The following is a 20,228-nucleotide window of genomic DNA, read 5'->3' as shown; positions in this document are numbered from 1 at the left end:
TGAAAGAGTCCGATGTCTGAGACGCTGAGTTGGGCTCAAGCCGGGGCGGTCATAGCCGCTTGTTGGGCAATCATTTCAGGCATTGGTGCGTGGAAGCGCGAGTTCATTGGAAAACGGCAGATCGAACTCGCCGAACTGGTGTTGGCGAAGTTCTACGAGTGCCGCGATGCCATTGCCGATATCCGCAGCCCGTTCGGGTTTGGAGGCGAAGGGAACACGCGAGAACGAGGCGAGAACGAAAATCAAGAGGAATCAAGAATTCTCGATCAGGCCTTTGTTGCTATCGAGAGATACAGGAAAAGGGAAATCGTCTTTACTGAATTCGAGGCTCTGAAGTATCGCTTCATGGCCTCGTTTGGTTCCGAGTATCAGCCGATTTTTGGCAAGACTATTGGGGCAGCGGGCTTGATCCTTCATTCCTCTCGAATGCTCGGAAATCACTATTGGAAACGCCAAGGTCGAGTTCCGATGACTCAACAAGAGTTTGATCGACACCTTGCAGAGATGCGCAGACACGAGCGAATTTTCTGGGACGACGATGAGGCCGGCGATGAGATTCGCACAATGCTTGCTGCCGCTGAAAAGCAGTTGGGCGAAGCGGTCGCGCCTTGCTTTAGGGAGCCTATGAGCACCTACGCATTCCTCACTACTCCCTTGCGACGCTTCGGCAAGAAGCCACCAATCTCGTCTAAGCCGCCACCAGTAAGTCCTACAAACGGTACCGGTCAGGAATGACGCCTGCTAGCCCTTCCGAAAAATATCTGGAGAGGATCAGGAAATAGAAAAAACTACGGCACGACTTACGGATGCCATAAAAGCGCGAGCGCGCAGCGGCGTTGGGAAAGCTACTTGCGCAGGTTCAAGAGGCTTGACGGACTTCATGTCGCAGCAATGAGTGCGATGTGGCAGATGGCGCTTTCTCGACGGGTCGGCTGCACGCGCGCCTGAGGTGCCCTTGCACGGGCTCGAATGCCCGGTAGGGTAGGCGGCGGACATTCACGCTGGACCTGCCGACGTTATGCCGTTGACGAGGCCAGTGCACCGAGCCACTATGTGACGCAGTGCCGCCAATGCCCAATCAGGCGGTTACCTGTCGAAGCCGCCCAGCCAACTCCGGATTGGGTAACAACAGGGCACCCAAGGGCACCATCCAGCCTCACCTTTCAAGGAGCCACCCCATGACCGAAAGCGACAAGCTCTTCGCAGGCTCGATCCCCAAGCTCTACGACACGCTCATGGTCCCCTTGATCTTCGAGGCCTACGCCGCCGATACCGCCGAGCTGGTCGCCGGCTTCTCCCCCGGCGCGGTGCTCGAGACAGCCGCCGGCAGCGGCGTGGTCACGCGGGCGCTGGCGCCCAGGCTGGGCAAAGGCGCGCGCTACGTGGTGACCGATCTCAATCGGCCCATGCTCGACTACGCCGCCACTCGTCAGGGCGACAGCAGCGGCATCGACATCGAATGGCAGCAGGCCGACGCGCTCAAGCTGCCGTTCGAAGACGCGTCGTTCGATGTCGTCTTCTGCCAGTTCGGCGCGATGTTCTTCCCCGACCGCACCGCCGGCTATGCCGAGGCGCGCCGCGTGCTGAGGCCGGGTGGGCGCTTCGTGTTCACCGTGTGGGACCGCATCGAGGACAACGCCTTTGCCGACGAGGTCACCAGCGCCGTCGCGGAAATCTTTCCGCAAGACCCTCCGCGCTTCCTGGCCCGCACGCCGCACGGCTATCACGACGTCGCGCTGATCCGCAGCGACGTGAGCCGCGCGGGCTTCACCAGCATAGAGATCGAGACGCGCGAGAAGACGAGCCGCTCACCCTCGGCGCGCGACGTAGCCACCGCCTATTGCCAGGGAACGCCGCTGCGCAACGAGATCGAGGCGCGCGATGCCAATGCGCTCCAGGCGGCGACGGACCGGGCGGCGCAGGTCATTGCCAGCCGGCATGGCGAAGGCCCGGTGGCCGGCAAGATCCAGGCGCATGTGATCGTGGCGGCGGGGTAGCGGGGTAAAGGGGTAGAGGGGCAGGGCGGGAGGCGAGGGCGCTGCCTTCAGGGCACGGCCGCCAATCAGCCATCGATCAATGCGTCGTGACGACGATGGGCGCGCCCTTGGTGATGATCATCGTGTGCTCGTACTGCGCCGACAGGTTGCCGTTCACGCCCGCAAGCGTCCAGCCGTCGGAAGCCTCGGTGACGATGCGGCTCTTGGTCGACAGGAAGGGCTCGATGGTGATGACCATGCCTTCGTGCAGCGTGCGCGTGTCCGAAGGATCGAAGTAGCCCGGAATGTGCTCGGGCTCCTCGTGCAGCGCGCGGCCGACGCCGTGGCTCGCGAGGTTCTCGATGATCTTGAAGCCGTAGGCCTTTGCGGTGCGCTCGATGGCGGCGCCGATACGGTTGATCGGCTGCCCGGCCCGGGCGGTCTTCATCGCTTCGGCCAGCGCAGTGCGGGTGGCGTGGCACAGGCGGGTTTTCTGCGGGGTGGTGGGCGGCACGATGGTGGTTCCGCCGGTGTCGGCGAAGTAGCCGCCGAGCTCGGCCGACACGTCGACGTTCAGCACGTCCCCGGCGCGAATGACGCGGTCACCGGGAATGCCGTGCGCGGCCTCTTCGTTGATGCTGATGCAGGTCGAGCCCGGAAAGTTGTACGTGAGCTTCGGCGCCGACCGCGCACCGTGCTCCTCCAACAGCCGCTGGCCGATCAGGTCGAGCTCGCGCGTGGTCATGCCGGGCTCCGCCGCGTCGAGCATGCGCTGCAGCGTCAGCGAAACAATGCGGCCGATGCGCTTGAGGGCGATGACGTCGTCTTGTGTTTCGATGGTCATGTCTGTCGGGTCCTTGTGAAAGATGGGTGCGGGCTGACGATGGATGGCCCGCCGGGCAGGGGCCCGTCGATGCGATGGAGCGGGGCGGCTGGAGTGCATTGTTATATGCCGCATCGAATTTCCGGGCATCTTCGCCAGTCATTCGAATATTCTTGCTCGCTCCGGCGTACTCGCTCCCATCCACCCCGTTCAGGTGCCTTCCCAAATGCCCGACCTTCCCCACAGCCCCGCCGCCGAACGCAACAAGCAGCCCATCCTCGATGCACTGAGCGGCATCCTCGGCGAACAGGGTGCGATGCTGGAGATCGCGTCCGGCACCGGCCAGCATGCCGTCTCGTTCGCCTCGGCGTTGAGCGGATGGACCTGGCAGCCTACCGACGCCGATGCGCGCGCATTGCCTGGGATTGCCGCCCGAATCGAGCAGGCCGCGTTGCCCAACCTTCGCGCGCCGCTTCTGCTCGACGTGACGGCATCCCGGTGGCCGTCGCAGGGATTCGCCTTCGCTGAAGGAGATGAGAGGTTCGACGCGATCTACTGCGCGAACATGATCCACATCGCGCCCTGGGCCGCATGCGTCGGCCTGATGCAAGGGGCTGCGCGGCATCTGCGTCCTGGTGGGGTGCTGGTCACGTATGGGCCTTACTTCGAGGATGGAGTGGCTACGGCGCCGAGCAATCTGGCGTTCGATGAGGACTTGCGTGGGCGCAATGCTGCGTGGGGGATACGGCGTATTGAGGATGTGGCTGCGGAGGCGCAGCGGGTGGGGCTTGTGTTGCGGGAGAGGTACGTGATGCCTGCGAACAATCTGCTGCTGGTGTTCGGTCTGCCCTGAATGCTTCACTGGCAATTCCTGGGAGTCGGGTAGCCTGCTTGATCTGTGATTGAGGCCTCAGAAGAGTGAACAATGCCCCAACAATTTCAGGGAGGATTCAGTGTCGACGTTTACGCAAGCGCGTGCCATGCACGCAGGGCTTCGATTTCTTTTCATTGCCGGCGGTGGATTGCTGCTTGGGCTCATCTCCAATTTCATGCTCGTCGCGATGGGCCATTGGTACGAGATGAACATGGCGCGCAGCGAGTACGACCTCTCCGATGCCTTCATGATTGCGCTGCTCGTGCAGGCCCTTTGTGTTGTCGTCGGTGGATTCATCGGCAACTGGCTGTATCGGCGGAGACGCAGCAAGAAGAGCAGCGAGATCTGACGGGCAATTGGTGGCTGTCTGCTTTGCCAACAGCTGCCGAAGTTTCGCCCACCCCCGCGCATCGATCACGATGTTTCACTTTTGAAACGCATCGGCGCTCCAACGCTTCCCGCGAGCGCGATTACATTCAAGCCCGGTGCGCATTCGCGCCACCGTTTTTTCCACCGTTTGATCCAAGCAAGAAAGACCATCCGTTTTGAACAAGACCGACCTCATCGCCGCCATCGCCACGGACACCAACCTCAGCAAGGCCGATGCCGCTCGCGCGCTCGACTCCGCCATCGACAACCTGTCGCGTGCCCTGGCAAAGGGCGACACGGTGCAACTGATCGGCTTCGGCACCTTCGCCGTTGCCAGCCGCCCCGAGCGTGAAGGGCGCAACCCCTCGACGGGCGAGAAGATGACCATCAAGGCCAGCAAGGCTCCCAAGTTCACCGCCGGCAAGGCGCTGAAGGACGCGGTCAACGCGCCTGCGGCCGAGTAAGCCTTCCGTCTTCCTTCCCTCATTCCCTCCGTGGCGCCCGCGCAGCAGTGCGGGCCGCGGAGGGTCGGCATCTTCAGGAAACCGCGGCATTCCGCGCTAGAGTTTGTGCACGTTCACAAGCCCAGCCCTCCGACATGCACGACCACGCGCCTGCTGTGCCGACAACGCCGACTTCTTTTTCTTCTTCCCCCGCATTGCAGCGCTGGCTGCTGCGTCTTCTCTCTTCGATCGGGTTCTGCCTTCTCATCGTGGGCTGTGCTGGCCCCTCGGGGCCGCGGCAGGGTGGCCCGACAGGGCCCGCGGTCAGCAGCTCGCTCACGCCCGAGCAATCGAACAGCATCGCGATCCACGCGCTGGGCCTTGTCGGCACCCCGTACCGCTATGGCGGCAACACGCCCGACGGCGGCTTCGACTGCAGCGGCCTCATCGGCTACGTGTATCTCAACAGCGTGGGCGAATCGCCGCCCAGGACGGTGGCGCGCATGACGGGCTTCGGCAGCCCGGTGCCGGTGTCGGAGCTTCGCACCGGCGATCTCGTGCTCTTCGGCTCGTCCACGCCCTCGCATGCGGGCATCTATGTGGGCGGTGGCCGCTTCGTGCATGCGCCTTCGACTGGCGGCGTGGTGCGGCTCGATCGGCTTGACGGCGTGTACTGGTCGCGCCAGACGGTGCAGGCGCGCAGGCCTTAGCCGGACTTGCTTCTGCTGCTCTTCTTCGCGGGCTCGCCGCGTGAGCCTGTCGCGCTCGCTGGTGCGGCTGCAGCAGCGCCACTGCCGGCGTTCAGCTGGTCGACCCACGACAGCGCATCGACATACGCCATGAACCTGTTGAGGTACTCCGGCGACAGGTTGTGCATCAGCGTGAGCGAGCGGTGCACGAGGTGGTGCGAGTTGAGCGGGCCCGCGTTCTCGGGCACTTTCGACAGCGACTGCGTCAGGCGCCGGTCGGCGCTGAGCTTGGACCAGGTGCTCTGGAAGTAGCGGATCGATTTGAGTTCGGGCGCGGCAGGCGCAGCAGAGGCCTTGGTGGTGGCTCCGGCCTTTGCTGCAGCAGCAGGGGCAGCCGGGGCATTGCCGAGCATCGGTGCATGGCGCGCGATATGTTCGGCGAGTTCCGCGAACGGACTGGGCTCTGCAGCGGTTTTCTGCTCCGCCGTGCTTGTGGGCTGAGCCTTCGCACGATCCTCGTCGTATGCCGCAAGAAGCGTCGCCACCTTGTCGTCCAGCATGCGCCGCGCCTCGCCGCCATGCGCGGTGGCACGCTTCGCCATCGCTTCGATGAAGCGGAAGCGCACGGGGTCGAAGCGCTGCTCGCCGCGCGCGAGGGCGGCAGCGACCATCGCGCCGATGTCGCGTGCGGCTTCGCTGCCTTCGGCCTCAGTCACGGGGCTTCGCGTTCGCGCTGCTGGAGGGGCGCGGCGTGGGCGCCATCTCCACGCGCCGGTTCTTCGACCGGCCGTCGGCGTCGGCATTCGATGCGACGGGCTGCTCGGAGCCGAACGCAGCCGCGAAGATCGACGACGACGGAACGCCGGATTCGATCAGCGCGCGCGTCACGGTCAGCGCGCGCTGGGCCGAGAGCTCCCAGTTGTCGGCGAACTGGCGTGCGTTGTCGCGCATCTGCCGGTCATCGGTGAAGCCGCTCACCATCAGGATCTCGTCGCGCGACTTGAGGTAGCTGGTCAGCGGCGCTGCAAGGCTCTTCAGCAGTTGCCGGCCTTCGGGCTGCAGCTCTGCGGAGTTGAAGGCGAAGAGCACGTTGCCGCTGATGCCGATGCGGCCGTTGTTCAGGGTCACTCGGCCCGCCGCGAGCGGCGCGGCCAGGGCCTGCTCGAGCGTCTGCAGGCGCTTGGCTTCGGCCTGCCGTTGCTTGACTTCGGTTTCCAGCTTCGAAGCGAGTTCGAGCTGCATGCCGATCGCGCACACCAGTATCAGCACGAAGGCGCCGAGCAGGCCGGCCATGAGGTCGCCGAACACGGCCCACACGGGCACGCCCGGTTCGTCGAAGCCGGCCTCGATGTCGTCGCGGATCATGCTTCGCTGTCCGCGGGCGCTTGTTGATGCTGCAGTTGCTGCTGCCGGTTGGCGATCTGCTGCATGTCTTCGACGATCTGCTTCTGCGACATGATGCTCAGGTCGATCACCTCGCGCGCCTGCGCGACGTAGTAGGCCAGCTGCTCGTCGCTGCGCGCGATGGACTTGCCCAGCGCGCCTTCGATGCGCTGCAGGTGGCCCGCGAGCTTGTCGTTCGACTGGCTGAAGAGCTGCACCGCGAGGCCGAAGGCTTCGCCCAGGCTGGCCACCTCGACGGCGCTGCCGGTGATCTGCGCGGCAACGGAGGCCATCTTCTCGGACTCGGCATCGGCCCTTTCGGTGAAGCGGCTGCCCACGCGCTCCAGCATCTCGGCCGACGCCGACACCAGCGTGTCGATGGCGGTGCGCTGCTCGGTGGAGGCGTGGTTCACCGCGTCGAGCAGGGTGGAGAGCGTTTCGAGGATGCGGCTGCGCTCTTCCAGCATCGCGTTGTCGCGTGCCATGCCGTCGGCGAGCTTCTGGCGCAGTTCGGTGATCACTTCGGCCGCGGCGCGCGGCGCTTCCGCTGCGGCCTGCAGCAGCTGGGCGATTTCGGCGACGGTGCTCTTCGCATGCGCTTCGGACTGGGCCGACATCTCGCGCGCGGTCTGCGCCATGGTGTCGACCAGCTGCTTCTGCTGGCTCGCGCTGTGCTCGCCGGCCTGTTGCCATTCCTGGCGCAGCGAGGCTGCCATGTCGGTGAGCGACTGCGTCCAGGTCGAGAGGCGCTGTTCGTCGCGAGAGGTCATCTGCGACACGATCTCGGCAGCGGCGCGCGGTGCTTCGGCCGCCGCCTGCAGCAGTTGCGCGATCTCGGCGATGGTGTTCTTCGCGTGCGCTTCGTTCTGGGCCGACATCTCGCGAGCGGTCTGCGCCATGGTGTCGAGCAGCTGTTGCTGCTGGCTCGCGTTGTGCTCGCCGGTCTGTTGCCACTCCTGGCGCAGCGACGCGGTCATGTCCGCGAGCGACTGCGTCCAGGCCGAGAGGCGCTGTTCGTCGCGCAGCGTCATCTGCGACACGATCTCGGCCGCGGCGCGCGGCGCTTCCGATGCGGCATGCAGCAGCTTCGCGATTTCGGCGATGGTGTTCTTGGCGTGCGCTTCGGTCTGCGCCGTCATGTCGCGCGCGGTCTGCGTCATGGCGTCGAGAAGCTGCTGCTGCTGGCCTGCGCTGTGCGTGCCGGCCTGCTGCCATTCCTGCTGCAGCGATGCGGCCATGGCGGTGAGCGATTGGGTCCAGGCGGCAAGGCGCTGTTCGTCGCGCGATGCCAGTTCGGCCTGCAACTTCGCGTGCGATTGATCGACGGATTGAAGCAGCGATGCGGAGTGCCGTTCGAAGGCGGCCGCAGCGGTCGACAGGGCCTGATGCGCATCGCCGGAGAGCTTCTCGCTGACCTGCTGATGCCGGGCCAGGGCGCTGTCCCAGGTGCTGGAGACCTTGCCGACGGCGCTTTCGAGGCGGGCGGACACGGCGTCCACGAGCGCGGTCGAGCGCTGCTCGAAGCTCTGGGCGAACTGGTCGTGCGAGCCGCGCATGTCGCCGGCCAGCGCTTCGCTGGTGCGCTGGTGCTCGACGAGCGCGCTCTTCCAGGTGTCGGCCACGTGGGTGGTGGTGGCCTCGAAGCGGCCGGAGAGGCCGTCGAGCTGCTGCTGCACCGTCTTCGAAATGGTGTCGTGCAGCGCGACGGTTTCGCGTGCGATGCCGGCCATGGTGGCTTCGACCACGGGCTGGATCGCCGCGCCCGCGACGCGCGCGCTCTCGGTCAGGCTGTGCTTCAGCGACTGGTCGACGGAAGCGGCGAGGTTGCCGTAGACGGTTTCGGCCTTGCTGTGGAAGCTGTCCTGGCCGGCGACGAGGCGCTCGTTCAGCGCCTGGCTCTGCCGCTCCATCGCCAGCATCATGGCCTGCAGCTGGCCGACCAGTTCGGGCATGGCGTGGGCCTGCTGCTGCAGCAGCTTGAAGGATTCGTCGCGCTGGTGCGTCTGCGAGAAGACGCGCAGCACGGTGGCGATCTTCGTGTCGAGCAGTTGCGCGGCCTGCAGCCTTTCGCGGCGGCTCAGGGCCGAGGCCAGGCCCAGCATGGCCGATGCGGCCACGCCGGCCACCGAGGTGCCGAAGGCCAGGCCGAGGCCCTTGACGGGGGCCGAGAGCGAATCGCGGATGGTCTGCAGGTCGGTCGAGCTTTCGAGCGCGATGCCGGTGCCTCGGAGCGTGACCACCATGCCGACGAAGGTGCCCAGCATGCCCAGCAGCACCAGGAAGCCGGCGAGATACGGCGTCAGCGCCGGGCCGGGCAGGCCCACGCGCTCGCCCTCGATGCGCAGGCGCACGGCGTTGCGCAGCGAGGGATGCAGGCGGTCGAGCCATGCGCCCAGGTTGTCGGGCGGGGCGGACAGGCCGGAGACGGCCCCGGTCAGCGTGGCGGTCGCCTGCTGGAAGCGGTGCAGCTCCAGCGCGCCCATGATGTAGAAGGCGCCGACGATCAAGGTGACGGCCAGCGCCAGCGTGTTGGTGCCGATGTATCCGGCGCCCACCCAGCCGACGACGGCCAGGCCGGCGGCAAACACAGCGTATTGAAGGAATCGGGTCATGGGGTCCTGGTGGCCTGGGTGCGAAGGGCATCGAGCAGCCCTTCGACCGGTTGGAATCGAAAATCAAGTTCGGCGAGCAGCACGTCCTGCGCGTCCTTGCGGAACACGTCCAGCCATGCGTCGGGGGGCGGGGCGGCGGCGTCCGGCGTTTGCGCTTCTTCCGCTGCCGGCGCTTCGCCCGCTTTGCGCAGGCGCTCGAAATGCCGCTCCAGCAGCCCCGGCACGGCCGAAAGCAGGCTGTGCTCGCGCGCTTCCAGCACTTGCGCCATCACCACGTCGACCGAGGCCAGCCGCGCCATGGCAGGCGACCTGGCAGCCATGGCCGAGCGCAGCCTGCTGCGCAGCGAGCCCACGCCGGCTTCCATGGCCTGCTGCCGGGCGAGGTAGCGGCGGCGGTAGGGGGCGAAGTCCGAAGTGGCGTCCTTGCCGGCGCCGAAGGTGTTGTCTTCGACGATGGCGTTGGCCAGCGCGCTTTTCACGCGGTTGCATTCGCTTTCTTCGGTGTTGCGGGGAGCGCGAATGCTGGTCTGCGCCGTTGCGGGCGTGCCGTCGAGCGCGGCTGAAAGCGAGATGGCGTCGGTCCAGCCGAACCACTGGCTCAGCCGGTCGGCGGTGGGGTTTGCGGGTTCGCGGACGTCAGCCTCGGCCAGTCGGGAAAGCAAGCGAATGAGCGCCGAGCCGTTGAAACCTGAGCGCTTGAAAACTTGCCCCATAACCTCCTGGATCCGCCTGAACGCGCCTCTTCGAAAAACCCGGCAGTCTACAACAGCGCCCTTTGTCCGGGCCCCTCCGGACGGCAGCTCAGGACGCCGGCTGTGTAACGAAATGCCAGTTTTTCAGCGCCGTTTTCATTGGGGCGTGCGCGGCGAATTCGGCGACCGGACATGCTCCGGCCGCACGCCCAGCCCCACGGCCCTTGCAGGCAGCCGGCGCAGCAGCGGCCAGCGCGCCAGCAGCCGCAGCGGCAAGGGCAGACGACGCCCCGGCCTGGCCGTAGCCGCGCCGTCGAGCACGGCCATGAGCACGCGGTCCTGTATGAAGCGCTGCACGGCCTGGGTGACTTGCACCGGCCACTCCCTGCGGCGCTGCAGCTGGGGCAGCAGGGCGTCGATTTCCTTGTCGGTCGCTTCGCCGGCCAGGGCGGGGGCCAGCAGGTTGGCGGCAGCCACCGCGTCCTGCACCGCGAGGTTGATGCCGACGCCGCCCACGGGCGACATCGCATGCGCGGCGTCGCCGATGCACAGCAGGCCACGGCACGACCAGCTTTCGAGCCGGTCGACCGTCACTTCGAGCAGCTTCACCGAATCCCAGTCGGGCAGCGCCGAAGGCAGCCTTTCGGCGAGGAAGGGCGCGATTCGGCCGATTTCTTCGTGGAAGGCGGCCATGCCCCGCGCCTGCAGCGCATCGTGGCCGCCCTTGGGTATGACGAAGGCGCATTGCCAGTAGTCGCCACGGTTCAGCGTCACCAGGATGTGGCCGCCTGCGATGTGGCCCGCGGTGGCGTCGGGGTCGCTGGCCAGCCTCGGAACGGCCATCCACAGTACGTCGATGGGCGCGCCGTAGCTGATGTGCGGCAGCGCCGCCGCGTCGCGCAGCGCGGAATGCCGGCCGTCGGCGGCCACCACGAGCGAGGCATGCAGCTCGACCTCGCGCGGCTGGCCGGCGCGGCGGTCGCGACGCACCTTCACGCCGTTGACGCGGCCTCTTTCCTGCAGCAGGCCGATGGCCTCGGCGTCGGTCCACAGCTCGAAGCCAGGGTAGCGCCGGGCCTCGTCGTACATGAAGTCCAGGAACTCCCACTGCGGCATCAGCACGAGAAACTTGCTGTGCGAGGGCAGGTGGGTGAAGTCGGCCACCGGCACGGCGCGGCCCTCATAGCTGGCGCGCAGCTCGTCCACGCGGTCGTGGGGGCGCTGCAGGAAGGCGTCGAGCAGTCCCAGTTCGTGGAGGATTTCGAGCGTGGACGGGTGCACCGTGTCGCCGCGGAAGTCGCGCAGGAAGTCGAGATGCTTCTCCAGCACGACCACCGGCACGCCGGCACGGGCCAGCAGCAGGCCCAGAACCATGCCGGCAGGGCCACCACCTGCGATGCAGCAGCGTGGCGTCGGGGATGCGCTCGCTTGGGCGGTTGGCGTTTCCATGGCTCCGATCGATCGATCCGGTCGCGCCGCGGACGACGTGGCCTGTGTTGCGCGGCGCCGCCCGGTGTACCGGGCCCAGCCCGGCTCAGGGCTGCGCGAAGGTGACGCGCTGGGCGATGAGCACGCCGTCGACCACGCGGTCTCCGACGACTGTCACGCGCTTGCCGTTGCCCAGGTCCGCGGCGGTGCCGTTTTCGAAGATGGTAGCGGAGTCACCGGCGTTCACGTGCTGGCCGCGCACGATGAAGTCGGAACGCGACTGGTAGCCGGAGACCGGGCCGATCACGGTGAAGGACGCCGGCCCGCCCGTGCCGGGCACGTAGCGGATGCGCAGCTTCTTCGCCACGAGTACCTGCCCCGAGAGGAAACCGTCGACCTCGACCTTGACGCCGTTGCCGATGGAGCCGGCCGGGCCGCCGGTGATCTGCGCGTTGCGCGCGTCGACCTTGTTGCCGAGCACGCGGAAGTCGCCGAGCGAGGCGAAGTCGGTGGCGACGCCCGCGAGCTGCAGCGCGATGCCGTCGGCGGTGGGGATGGCGTACCAGCCCTTCACCGTGGTGGCGGTGAAGCGGCCTGCCACCGGTGCCACGGTGCCGCGCACGCGGACGATGGCGCCTTCGGCCAGGCTGGCGGTGTCGACGCCGGGGCCGAAGTCGACGGTGAGCAGGCCGAGCGTGAACTGCCGGCCGACAAGGTCGAGGTTCTGCACGGTGCCGGTCGCCAGCGGCTCGGCGGAGGCGGGCGCGATGTGCACGCGCGTGGCGCGCAGCGTGCCCGGCGAGGCGGGCAGGCCCCAGACCTGGATCACCGCGCCGTCGCGCAGGTCGGCCGGGCCGCCGGCGTCGCCCCAGACGGTGGCGGTGTCGGTGGTCACGCGGCTGCCCATGACGGTGAAGCTGCCGTCCGCGAGGTTGATGGCGGAGACGGCGCCGCGCAGCTCGGCGGCCGAGACGACCTGCGTGGCGACGCCGCTGGTGAAGTCGGCGTCGACCTTGCCGGCGACGCGCGCGCTCATGCCGATCTGCAGTTCGCTGGTGTCTTCGAGGCTGAAGGCGGCGCTGTCGGTGTTGTAGCGCAGGCCGTTGAGGATGATGCTGCCCAGGCCGTCCGCCGCGCCGATGCCGGCCGCGTCCGCGCTCACGCCGGTGCCGCCGGAACCCACGCCGGAGCCGTCGCCGTTGGTGTTGCCCGCGGTGCTGGTGCCGTCGCCGCCGCTGCCTGCATTGCCGCTGGACCCGCCGGAGGCGCCGCTGTCGCCGCCACCGCCCGTTTCCGTGGTGGTGCCGGAGCCGGATACGCCTGCAACGCCCAGGCCGGACGCGCTGCCTGCGCCACCGCCGCCGCCTCCGCCTCCGCAAGAAAGAAGCATGGCCATGCCGCCCGCAAGCAGCAGGCCGCGAAGGAGGCGCTGCGCGAGCCGGAAGGAACGCGGGAGGGTCAGGATCGTGTTCATCGTGAGGGCGGCCCGCTCTTCTTCTGCGCGGCTTCGTCGTCTTCGTAATAGGTATAGATGCCGACGCGGATGCGGGCCTTGCTGTCGGCGGGCGCGCGATCGACGGCCTCGGTCATCTCGCGGGCCAGTTCGTGGTGCAGGGCGGTCCAGCGCTCGCGCGCGAGAAGCTGGATTTTCTCGCAATCTTCCAGCGTGAGGCCGCGCGCGTACACCGAGCGCTCCAGCATGCGGGGCGTTTCGCCCAGGGTGTTGGAGACGGCGGCCAGCAGGTGGTCGCGGCCGTTGTCGCCCAGGAAGGCGAGCATCGACTGCAGGTCTTCGACCGGCACGAAGCCGTCGGCCATGAGCTCGGCGGTGCCGTTGCCTTCCGCGACCATGTTCAGGCGCACCAGCTCATCCAGGATGGTGCGATGGTGGATGTTGCCGCGGCTGGCCAGCCGGGCCACGCGCTCGAAGGAGGGCGCCTCGTCCTCGGTGGTGACCGGAATGCGGCGCAGGTCCTCGTTCTCGACCGTCATCTGCAGCCAGAGCGTGAAGGTCTTGGCGGCGGCCGAGAGTTCGGTGTGGGGCAGGGGATCGACGGTGGCTCGGACCTTGGCGGTGACGGCCTTGCGGTTCAGGCCGGTGGTGACCGAGATCTGGCTGAGGTTGGGCCGCTTCACGCCCTGCTGGCGCCAGGAGCGCTGCGCCTCCTCGATGAGCAGGTCGCGCAGCAGCTCTTCGAGGTGGGGGTGCTTGACGCCCATGGCGAGCGCCAGCCGGACCACCGGACGAAGGATGCGAGCGCAGGCGGCAAGGGCCCAATCCAGCCGGTGTTCCATGAATGCGGTCGTTGCTCCTGGTTCTGTGCGTGCGGGACAAGAGGAAGGATGGGGAAGGGGGCCGGGCCGCCGTCCGGGCTCCTTCGCAGCTGGCTATTGTCGTTCGTCCGCGAAGATGGCCTTTCCGGGGTATGCGGAGGGCGGCTAGGTCGCGGTGCAGGTACCGTCGTTCGACCTCGTGATGTTGGTGCGCCCGGTGGCGCTGATGCTCACGGCGCGCGACTGGTTGGCGCTCGGGGTGCTGCGGCAGATGGTGATCCGGCTCTGGCTGGCGCCCACGCCGGTGGCCTGGAACACGATGGCGCTCGCGCCGCCCGCTTCCCGCAGCAGGTAGCCCGTGGCCGCGGCGCTTTCCGCGCGCAGCACCTGCGTGCCGCTGAGCACGATCCAGCCGGCTTCCCACTGGCCGTTGGTGCTGCAGCTGCTGCCGTTGGCCGAGGCACAGAGGGTGACCGGCGCGTTGCGCTTGATGGCCTCGCTGCGGGCGAGCTGGCTGCCCGCCACCAGCGAGGTGGCGTAGTTGCTCAGGCGCATGGAAAGCCGGATGCCATCGAACGAAGGCACGGCGATGGCGACGAGCACCACCAGCACGGCCACGGTGACCATCAGCTCGATCAGCGTGAAGCCACGCGCGCGGGCGGTGCGGGGGCGGTTGCGCATGCTGCCGGTGCTCCAGGGGCTCACTTCTGGATGAACCAGTAGACCCGGCCCTTGGGCTGCTTGAACGCGGCCTTGGGCGAGGTGCCCTTGGGGCTCAGGAATGAGTCGGGGTTGGCGCCGATCACCACGTCGCGCATGGTGCCGTTGTCGAGCTGGACGCGGCCCACCACGGGCGAGGGCGCGAGGCCGCCGCCCACCACGTTCTGGAAGCGGCCGCCGGGCCCCTGGGGCGCGGCATTGACGTACGACACGTTGTAGACGCGCGCGGTGCCGAGGTCGGCGCGGCAGGTCTGCGTGTTCGGGTTGCTCGGCGTGTGGGTGTTGAAGGTGGTGACGCCGTAGGCGGTGACCGAGCTGGTCACCACCTGCTCGCCGGCGGCAAGGGCGAGGTACCAGCCCTTCTTGGTGGCAAGGTCGGAGGAGGTCGGCGTGGAGGTGTCGGTGATCGGCAGCAGCGAAGCCTGGCACAGCAGCCCGTTGCCGGCGCCGCAGTTGCTGGTTTCGCTGCTCAGCCAGGTGCTGTCGGTGGGCTTGTCGACCAGCATGTAGAAGCGGTTGGCCACGCCGAGTGCGACGTTGTAGTAGCGCAGCGGCTTCTCGCGGTCGCCCGAGCCGAGCAGGATGACGAAGGCGCCGTTGTCCTCCACCACGTCGGGCGCGAACATGAACTTGCGGTTGGGTGTGCAGGTGGTGACGGTGTCGCAGCCTAGAGAGGCGATCTGCGTCATCGTCCAGGCCGAAGGTGCGCCGCTGCCGAGCGCGATGCGATAGACGTTGCCGCCCAGGTCGGCCGCGTAGGCGATGCGCGCGATGCCGAGCGAATCGGTGACCACGGTGACCTCGCCGGCCACCGGCCGCGCGGTGGGGAACATCTGCAGCCGCGCGCCGGTGTCGGCGTCGAGCACGTAGATGCCGCTGCCCTTGGCGGCGGTGCCGCAGGCCTGGACTGCGCTGTTGGTGTCGACGTCCTCGCACTTGTCGTAGCCGCCGCCGAAGATCAGCAGCGGGCTGTTGCCGCCGCCGTAGCCGCTTGCGCGCATCACCTTGGGAGCCGACCAGGTCTGGCCGATGCCCTCGAAGCCGCTGTCGCAGCCGGTGTCGTCGCCCTGGTTGGGGCAGCCCTTGCGCCACTTCAGCGTGGGCGCGGTGGCGGAGGAGACGTCGAAGGCGTAGATCAGCCGGCCGCCGCGACGCATGCTCGCGTAGAGCCAGGCGGTGCTGCCCTGGCGATAGGCTGAGACGGGGCCGTCCATGCCGTAGGGCTTGGGCGCCACCGCGCCGATGGTGACCGGCAGGCCGGGGAAGTTGATGCGCGTGGTGTCGTCGTACAGCCGCTTGATGCTGCCGTAGAACTCCGGCGGCATGAAGGACCAGAGCTCGTCGCCCGCGGCGGCCGAGCCGATGGCGTCGGTGCGATTGCCGTTGACGGCGCGCAGCACGCCATCGTTGCCGCCGTAGAACACCACCACCTGCGGCGCGGCGTCGGTGCCGTAGTTGATGGCCACCGGCCGCGAGTGCACCACGTCGCCGTGCACCGAGGGGCGCATCGAGTTGGAGGTGACGGGATTGCCCTGCGCGTCGGGCCGCTCGTCACCCTTGTTGTCGAGGCCGCGCGCCCAGTTGATGAGCGTGGTGCGGTCGGTGTCGGCGGTGACGCCCAGCGCGGCCTTGGTGATGGCGGCGTTGCCGTCGGCGAAGGCGGTGAGGGCCGTGCAGCTGCCCGGCGTGCAGGTCTTCATGTTCCGGTTGGCGACGACCATGCGCCGCAGCATGTAGCCCTGCGCGCCTTTTTCCACCACGTTGCCGTCGGGGCTGTCGGCGGCTTCCTTGCCCAGACAGTCGCCGGAGGGCCGGAAGCTCCAGTACAGGTCGGTATCGCTGGGCGCGGGCGTCCAGAAGCTGCGCGCGCAGGGCGCCACGAAGCCGGTCTGGTTGTTCACCGCGTTGTTGTCCGCCGCGTCCTGCAGGATCAGCTGGTTGCTGCTGTCCAGCCCGAGCTTGTATTGCTTGAGGTTGCCGTTCCAGCGCGGGAAGGCATCCTGGTCGGGGCGGAACATGCCCACGAACACCTGGTTCAGGTAGGTGCCCTGGGTGTTCACGCTCACCGGCAGGCTCACCGAGGAGAACACGCTGTTGACCGACTGGATCTTGCTGAAGATGTCGTCCAGCGCCGCGCCGAGCGCGCTGCCCAGGTCGGGCTTGGCCGAGATGTCGTAGTACTCGCCCTTGCTCTGGGTGGCCATGCTCTTGAGCAGCGAGGTCCAGCCCGGGCCCTGGCCGCCGGTCGCCTTGGCGGCCTCGATGGTGTAGACCTTCACGCCCATGCTGGTCTGCAGGAAGCGCGACCATTCGTCGGCCGTGTTGTCCTGCGAGCCGCTGGGGCTCAGGGCGATCTGCGTGGTGTCGCCGCCCGCGGCGCGCAGGGCGGCGTTGGAGGTCTGGCTGTCGCTGGTGTTGTCCTGCGCCGCGCCGTTGCTGATGTAGATGACGTAGGTGCCGGTGCAGTTCTCGGTGCTCGGGCCGACGTAGGTGGTGGCGGAGAAGCCGCTGAGCGCGTTGCGCGTGAGCGCGTAGATGGCTTTCGAGGCCGCCGTGCCGCTCGTGTTGCCGCTGTAGTCGGCCTTGACCTTGCCGTTGCCCGCGATCGGCGTGCCGCTGGCCAGGTAGCGGTAGACCTCGGCCATGGTCTTGCCGGCCTTGCCGCCGTTGGACTTGTCGCCGAGCTTGTCGAGGCTGCGGATGAGCGCGCCGTATTTGATCTTGGTGCCGTCGTCCAGCGTGCGCACCGCTGCGCGCACGTAGCCGCCGTCGGAGTTGGAGTTGCCCTGGCCGGTCTCGGTGAACATCATCAGGCCGACCTTGAACTTGTTGGCCTTCAGGCTTTCGAAGGCCGAGGCGAGCGCGGTCATCTCGGCGGTGAAGGGCTGGTTCCAGTTGGCCGTGTTGTCCAGCACGAAGAGCACGTTCGGCGCCTGCGCCGCGCTGGGGTTGTAGCCCACGAAGAGATCGATGTCCTCGGCGTGGGCCGGGCCCGCCGGCAGCGCCGTCAACGCGGTGAGCGCGGCGGCCGTCCACAGCGAAGCGAGAAGTTTCCGGATCATGGTGCGGGCCTGTTCGTCGTCGGGTTGTCTTGAATTGGCATGCCTAGGAGGCGCAGAACGCTTCGAACTGCGCCTTGTTGAGCAGGGCGCGCACGCCCTGGCGCACGGAGGTGGTGGCGCCGTTGCCGTTGCGGGCGTCGGTGACCGTGGTGCTGATGTCCCACACGGAGTTGTATTGGTCGGGCAGCGTCGAGAGCCCCGAGCCGCTGCTCGATGCGCCGCCGGTGACGCCGCCCGGGCCGGTGCTGCCGCCGCTGCCGGTGTCGAGTGCCTTGGTGGCGCGCACGCAAACGGGGGGAGCGACGTCCACCCTGTAGTCGGTGATGCCGTCGTTGTCGATGTCGACCATGCTCACCGTCCGCTGCGGCGGCGCGAGCGTGGGGCTGCCGTCGCTGCCGGGCACGAGCAGGCTGGTGGCGACTTCCTCGATCGCGCGGTTGGCGGCGGCCACCGCCTCGTTGCGCGTCTGGAGGTTGCCCACTGCCTTGAGGTTGGCGTTGCTCAGGTTGAAGGCCGCGGTGACCACCAGGGTGATCAGCAGCAGCATGATCATTCCGATGAGCAGGGCGGCGCCGCGCTGGCCGGCGTCGCGGGCGAACGGCACGCTGGTGTTCATGGCGTCTCCCTTCGGCCGGTGACGTTGCTCAGGCGCACGGAGGTGGAGAACGCGTGGCGCTTGTAGTGGTCGTTGAAAGGCCCGAGCGTGGCGCCGCCGAGCTGGTAGGTGCGCGTGTCGGTGTGGCCGGGCGAGGCCTCGGAGCTGCGCGCCAGCACGAAGAGCTTGACGGCCACCACGTTGACGAGCTGGTCGGCGGTGCAGGCGGGGCTGGTGGTGCAGTGCACGAAGTTGCCGTCGGGGCTGCCGTCGCCCCGGTTGGCCGGCGTGGACTTGTTCGCCGGGTCGGCCCAGGCGATGGCCGTGGTGTAGTCGACGGCGGCGCCGGTCTTGCTCAGCGTGTCGAGGCCGAGTTCGACGCGGAAGCCCTCGACGCCTTCGATCAGCGGCGTGGGCGGCTGCTGCGCCAGCGTGCCGCCCACGAAGTCGAAGCGCGAGCGCGCCAGCGTGGGAATGCCGTCGCCCACGGTGTCGGCGTAGTCGCGCACGTAGTAGATGTCGGCGACGAGCTTGCGCTTGGGCGAGGGGGTGGTGCAGTCCTTCTGGAACATGTTGCCGAAGCCGGCGGTCGACAGGTCGAACGAGGAGGGCTTCTGCGTGCCGCACAGCGACGACTGGAAATACATCGCGCCGCTGGTGTCCGCCTCGCAGTTGGGCGTGCCGGGCAGGCAGGTCTCGGCGTGGCGCACCACGACGATGTCGGTGCCGGCCTTCATGTTCTTCAGCAGGTCGGTGCAGCTGGCGGGGACGCTGTCGTAGGTCTGCACCGGCAGGTCGAGCAGCTGGCGCTTGTAGTCGTCGGTCCAGTTCGCGACGGAGTAGGGCAGGCACGGGTCGGGCAGGGCGCCGGTGGGCACGTGCGTGGGAGCGCCGGTGACGGTGAGGTCGTCGAACTCGGGCATGTAGTTCTCCCAGAAGCCGGCATGGGAGAGCTCGTTCTCGAGCACGAAGACGCTGAGGCGGCCGCTTTCTATCTGCCGGTTGACCCGCTCCAGCTCGCGCTGGGAGTTGTTCACGTTGAGGAAGAGCGCGAGCAGCGCGGCCACCACGATGAGCGTGATGGTGATGGCCACCATCAGCTCGATCAGCGTCAGGCCGCGCTGGGCATGCCGGACGTGCTGCAAGGCGCGCGGGCGGCTCATGAGAGCGATCCGATGCGCACCAGCGTGGTCACGGCGCGGCGGCACTTGTCGTCGGTACACGTGGTGCCGCTGTCGTACTGGCCCTTGCCGCAGGCCACGCCGGCCGGCGGCGCCGAGATCGGCCCCAGCCCCTGCCAGGCGACGGTGACCAGGTACTCGTTGTTGCCCATGTCCTCCACGCAGCCGCGCCCGCCGATCACGGTGCCGAGCTTGCTGCCGCCGGAGACCTCGGCGGCGCCCTGCAGTGCGTCGCACCACTCCTTGGCGTCCACCTGCTGCCGCGTGCCGGTGGCGGTGGGGCAAGCGGCGTCGGCGCCCAGCGGTGCGCTGGTGACGTAGCTGGCCGCGGTGCGGCGGTTGATGGCGATGCGGCTGGCCATGTCGTTCAGCAGGATCAGCGCCTGCGAGCGCTGGTACGACTCCATCTCGGAGGCCTGCATGCGGGCCTGGAGGCCGACGAGGCCGAACAGCCCGAAAGCCACGACGAGCAGCGTGACCAGCACTTCGATCAGCGTCGTGCCGCGCTGGCGGTGGATGGAGCGGCGCGTCACCATTTGCCCGCCGGCGATTTCACGCCTTCGCTGGTAAGGCTGAGGTTGCCGTCGCCCGATTGCGAGCCGGTCGGCGTGAAGGTGAGCGTGTAGCCCGGCGCGCCGGAGGTCGAGAGGGTGACGTCGTAGCTGTAGTTCGCCGAAACCTCCGACGGCAGGCTGTAGCCGCTGGCGGTGAGCGCCGCCTTGTCGGCGTAGACGCGGTTGGCGATGAGGTACTGCTGCTGCCGGTTGGCGATGTCCATCATCTGCGCCTGGGCCGCCGAGCGCTTCGAGCGAATGATGTACTGCTGATAGCTCGGCAGGGCGATCGAAGCCAGGATGGCCACGATCGCGACCGTGATCATGACCTCGATCAATGTGAAGCCGCTGCTGCGTCTGCGTGCCTGCGAATGCTGGTTCATCGTGGCTCGGAAGGAATGTTTCACATTGTTAATTATGTGAATTTATCACATTTGAGGGAAATGCAAGGGCCTGGAAGCTCCGGTGTGCGGTGTCCACCACGGCGGAATCCAGGGTTTTCCATTACGCAAAGCCACGCGCATGCTCCGCGCGGTGCGACGGATGCGTCGGC

At 67.7% G+C, this 20,228-nt stretch carries 20 protein-coding genes; 6 read left to right on the top strand and 14 right to left on the bottom strand.

The genetic code is table 11. The annotated features are described in order from the left end of the window. Positions 1–12 precede the first annotated feature (12 nt). The gene (locus ABL843_RS23440) at positions 13–735 is read left to right on the top strand and encodes a hypothetical protein (RefSeq protein WP_418117519.1); all 723 of its coding nucleotides are present in this window, start codon (positions 13–15) and stop codon (positions 733–735) included. A 443-nt stretch (positions 736–1,178) separates the two neighbouring features. Continuing rightward, on the top strand, positions 1,179–1,997 hold the full coding sequence (locus ABL843_RS23435) for a class I SAM-dependent methyltransferase (RefSeq protein WP_418117518.1): 819 nt from the start codon (positions 1,179–1,181) through the stop codon (positions 1,995–1,997). A gap of 76 nt (positions 1,998–2,073) precedes the next feature. On the opposite strand, the gene map is transcribed toward ABL843_RS23435, so the two are convergent. Next, positions 2,074–2,820 carry a type I methionyl aminopeptidase gene (map, locus tag ABL843_RS23430; RefSeq protein ID WP_418117517.1) on the bottom strand — a complete coding sequence of 249 codons (747 nt, stop codon included), beginning with the start codon at positions 2,818–2,820 and terminating at the stop codon, positions 2,074–2,076. A 205-nt stretch (positions 2,821–3,025) separates the two neighbouring features. Between map and ABL843_RS23425 the strand changes: the two genes are divergently transcribed. From ABL843_RS23425 to ABL843_RS23410, 4 genes are all read left to right on the top strand, one after another. After that, a complete protein-coding gene (locus tag ABL843_RS23425) occupies positions 3,026–3,652 on the top strand; it encodes a DUF938 domain-containing protein (RefSeq protein WP_418117516.1) in 627 nt (208 codons plus the stop codon). Positions 3,653–3,752: 100 nt separating this feature from the next. Beyond that, positions 3,753–4,022, top strand: coding sequence for a hypothetical protein (locus ABL843_RS23420; RefSeq protein ID WP_418117515.1), 270 nt, complete (start codon positions 3,753–3,755; stop codon positions 4,020–4,022). A gap of 196 nt (positions 4,023–4,218) precedes the next feature. Further along, positions 4,219–4,506 carry an HU family DNA-binding protein gene (locus tag ABL843_RS23415; protein WP_125946996.1) on the top strand — a complete coding sequence of 96 codons (288 nt, stop codon included), beginning with the start codon at positions 4,219–4,221 and terminating at the stop codon, positions 4,504–4,506. A 134-nt stretch (positions 4,507–4,640) separates the two neighbouring features. Continuing rightward, positions 4,641–5,195, top strand: coding sequence for a C40 family peptidase (locus tag ABL843_RS23410; RefSeq protein ID WP_418117514.1), 555 nt, complete (start codon positions 4,641–4,643; stop codon positions 5,193–5,195). Here the strand turns inward: ABL843_RS23410 and ABL843_RS23405 are convergent. The 13 genes from ABL843_RS23405 to ABL843_RS23345 all read right to left on the bottom strand — a co-directional run bounded on the left by ABL843_RS23405 (position 5,192) and on the right by ABL843_RS23345 (position 20,058). Beyond that, positions 5,192–5,890 (bottom strand): DUF2894 domain-containing protein, encoded by a 699-nt coding sequence (locus ABL843_RS23405; RefSeq protein ID WP_418117513.1) that lies wholly within the window; start codon positions 5,888–5,890, stop codon positions 5,192–5,194. The genes ABL843_RS23410 and ABL843_RS23405 overlap by 4 nt on opposite strands. Then, positions 5,883–6,539: an OmpA family protein gene (locus ABL843_RS23400; protein WP_418117512.1), complete on the bottom strand. Its 657-nt coding sequence runs from the start codon at positions 6,537–6,539 to the stop codon at positions 5,883–5,885. Before ABL843_RS23400 ends, ABL843_RS23405 begins: the two co-directional genes overlap by 8 nt. Next, the gene (locus ABL843_RS23395) at positions 6,536–9,169 is read right to left on the bottom strand and encodes a DUF802 domain-containing protein (protein ID WP_418117511.1); all 2,634 of its coding nucleotides are present in this window, start codon (positions 9,167–9,169) and stop codon (positions 6,536–6,538) included. The genes ABL843_RS23400 and ABL843_RS23395 overlap by 4 nt, the downstream gene beginning before the upstream one ends. Next, a complete protein-coding gene (locus tag ABL843_RS23390) occupies positions 9,166–9,882 on the bottom strand; it encodes a DUF3348 domain-containing protein (protein ID WP_418117509.1) in 717 nt (238 codons plus the stop codon). The genes ABL843_RS23395 and ABL843_RS23390 overlap by 4 nt, the downstream gene beginning before the upstream one ends. A gap of 135 nt (positions 9,883–10,017) precedes the next feature. Next, positions 10,018–11,310, bottom strand: coding sequence for an FAD-dependent oxidoreductase (locus ABL843_RS23385; RefSeq protein WP_418117508.1), 1,293 nt, complete (start codon positions 11,308–11,310; stop codon positions 10,018–10,020). A gap of 85 nt (positions 11,311–11,395) precedes the next feature. Then, entirely contained in the window at positions 11,396–12,763 is a 1,368-nt protein-coding gene (locus ABL843_RS23380) for a DUF5666 domain-containing protein (protein ID WP_418117506.1), read from the bottom strand. Beyond that, positions 12,760–13,584 (bottom strand): DUF6502 family protein, encoded by an 825-nt coding sequence (locus tag ABL843_RS23375; protein WP_126023409.1) that lies wholly within the window; start codon positions 13,582–13,584, stop codon positions 12,760–12,762. Before ABL843_RS23375 ends, ABL843_RS23380 begins: the two co-directional genes overlap by 4 nt. Positions 13,585–13,728: 144 nt before the next feature. Continuing rightward, entirely contained in the window at positions 13,729–14,244 is a 516-nt protein-coding gene (locus ABL843_RS23370) for a GspH/FimT family pseudopilin (RefSeq protein WP_126023410.1), read from the bottom strand. A 20-nt stretch (positions 14,245–14,264) separates the two neighbouring features. Next, positions 14,265–17,345, bottom strand: coding sequence for a pilus assembly protein (locus ABL843_RS23365; RefSeq protein ID WP_418117505.1), 3,081 nt, complete (start codon positions 17,343–17,345; stop codon positions 14,265–14,267). Between the two features lie 43 nt (positions 17,346–17,388). Next, complete coding sequence (locus ABL843_RS23360) at positions 17,389–17,961, bottom strand: hypothetical protein (RefSeq protein ID WP_418117504.1); 573 nt, start codon at positions 17,959–17,961, stop codon at positions 17,389–17,391. Then, positions 17,958–19,103: a PilW family protein gene (locus ABL843_RS23355; protein WP_418117503.1), complete on the bottom strand. Its 1,146-nt coding sequence runs from the start codon at positions 19,101–19,103 to the stop codon at positions 17,958–17,960. Before ABL843_RS23355 ends, ABL843_RS23360 begins: the two co-directional genes overlap by 4 nt. Next, positions 19,100–19,657, bottom strand: a complete 558-nt coding sequence (locus ABL843_RS23350; RefSeq protein ID WP_418117502.1) for a type IV pilus modification PilV family protein — start codon at positions 19,655–19,657, stop codon at positions 19,100–19,102. The genes ABL843_RS23355 and ABL843_RS23350 overlap by 4 nt, the downstream gene beginning before the upstream one ends. After that, positions 19,651–20,058, bottom strand: a complete 408-nt coding sequence (locus ABL843_RS23345) for a type IV pilin protein (protein WP_418117501.1) — start codon at positions 20,056–20,058, stop codon at positions 19,651–19,653. Before ABL843_RS23345 ends, ABL843_RS23350 begins: the two co-directional genes overlap by 7 nt. Positions 20,059–20,228 lie beyond the last annotated feature (170 nt).

Source organism: Variovorax sp. 350MFTsu5.1 (assembly GCF_048302515.1).
In the GTDB taxonomy this organism is placed as follows: domain Bacteria; phylum Pseudomonadota; class Gammaproteobacteria; order Burkholderiales; family Burkholderiaceae_C; genus Variovorax; species Variovorax guangxiensis.
Note: the sequence above shows the minus strand (reverse complement) of the source record. Positions and strands in the feature narration are given on the sequence as shown.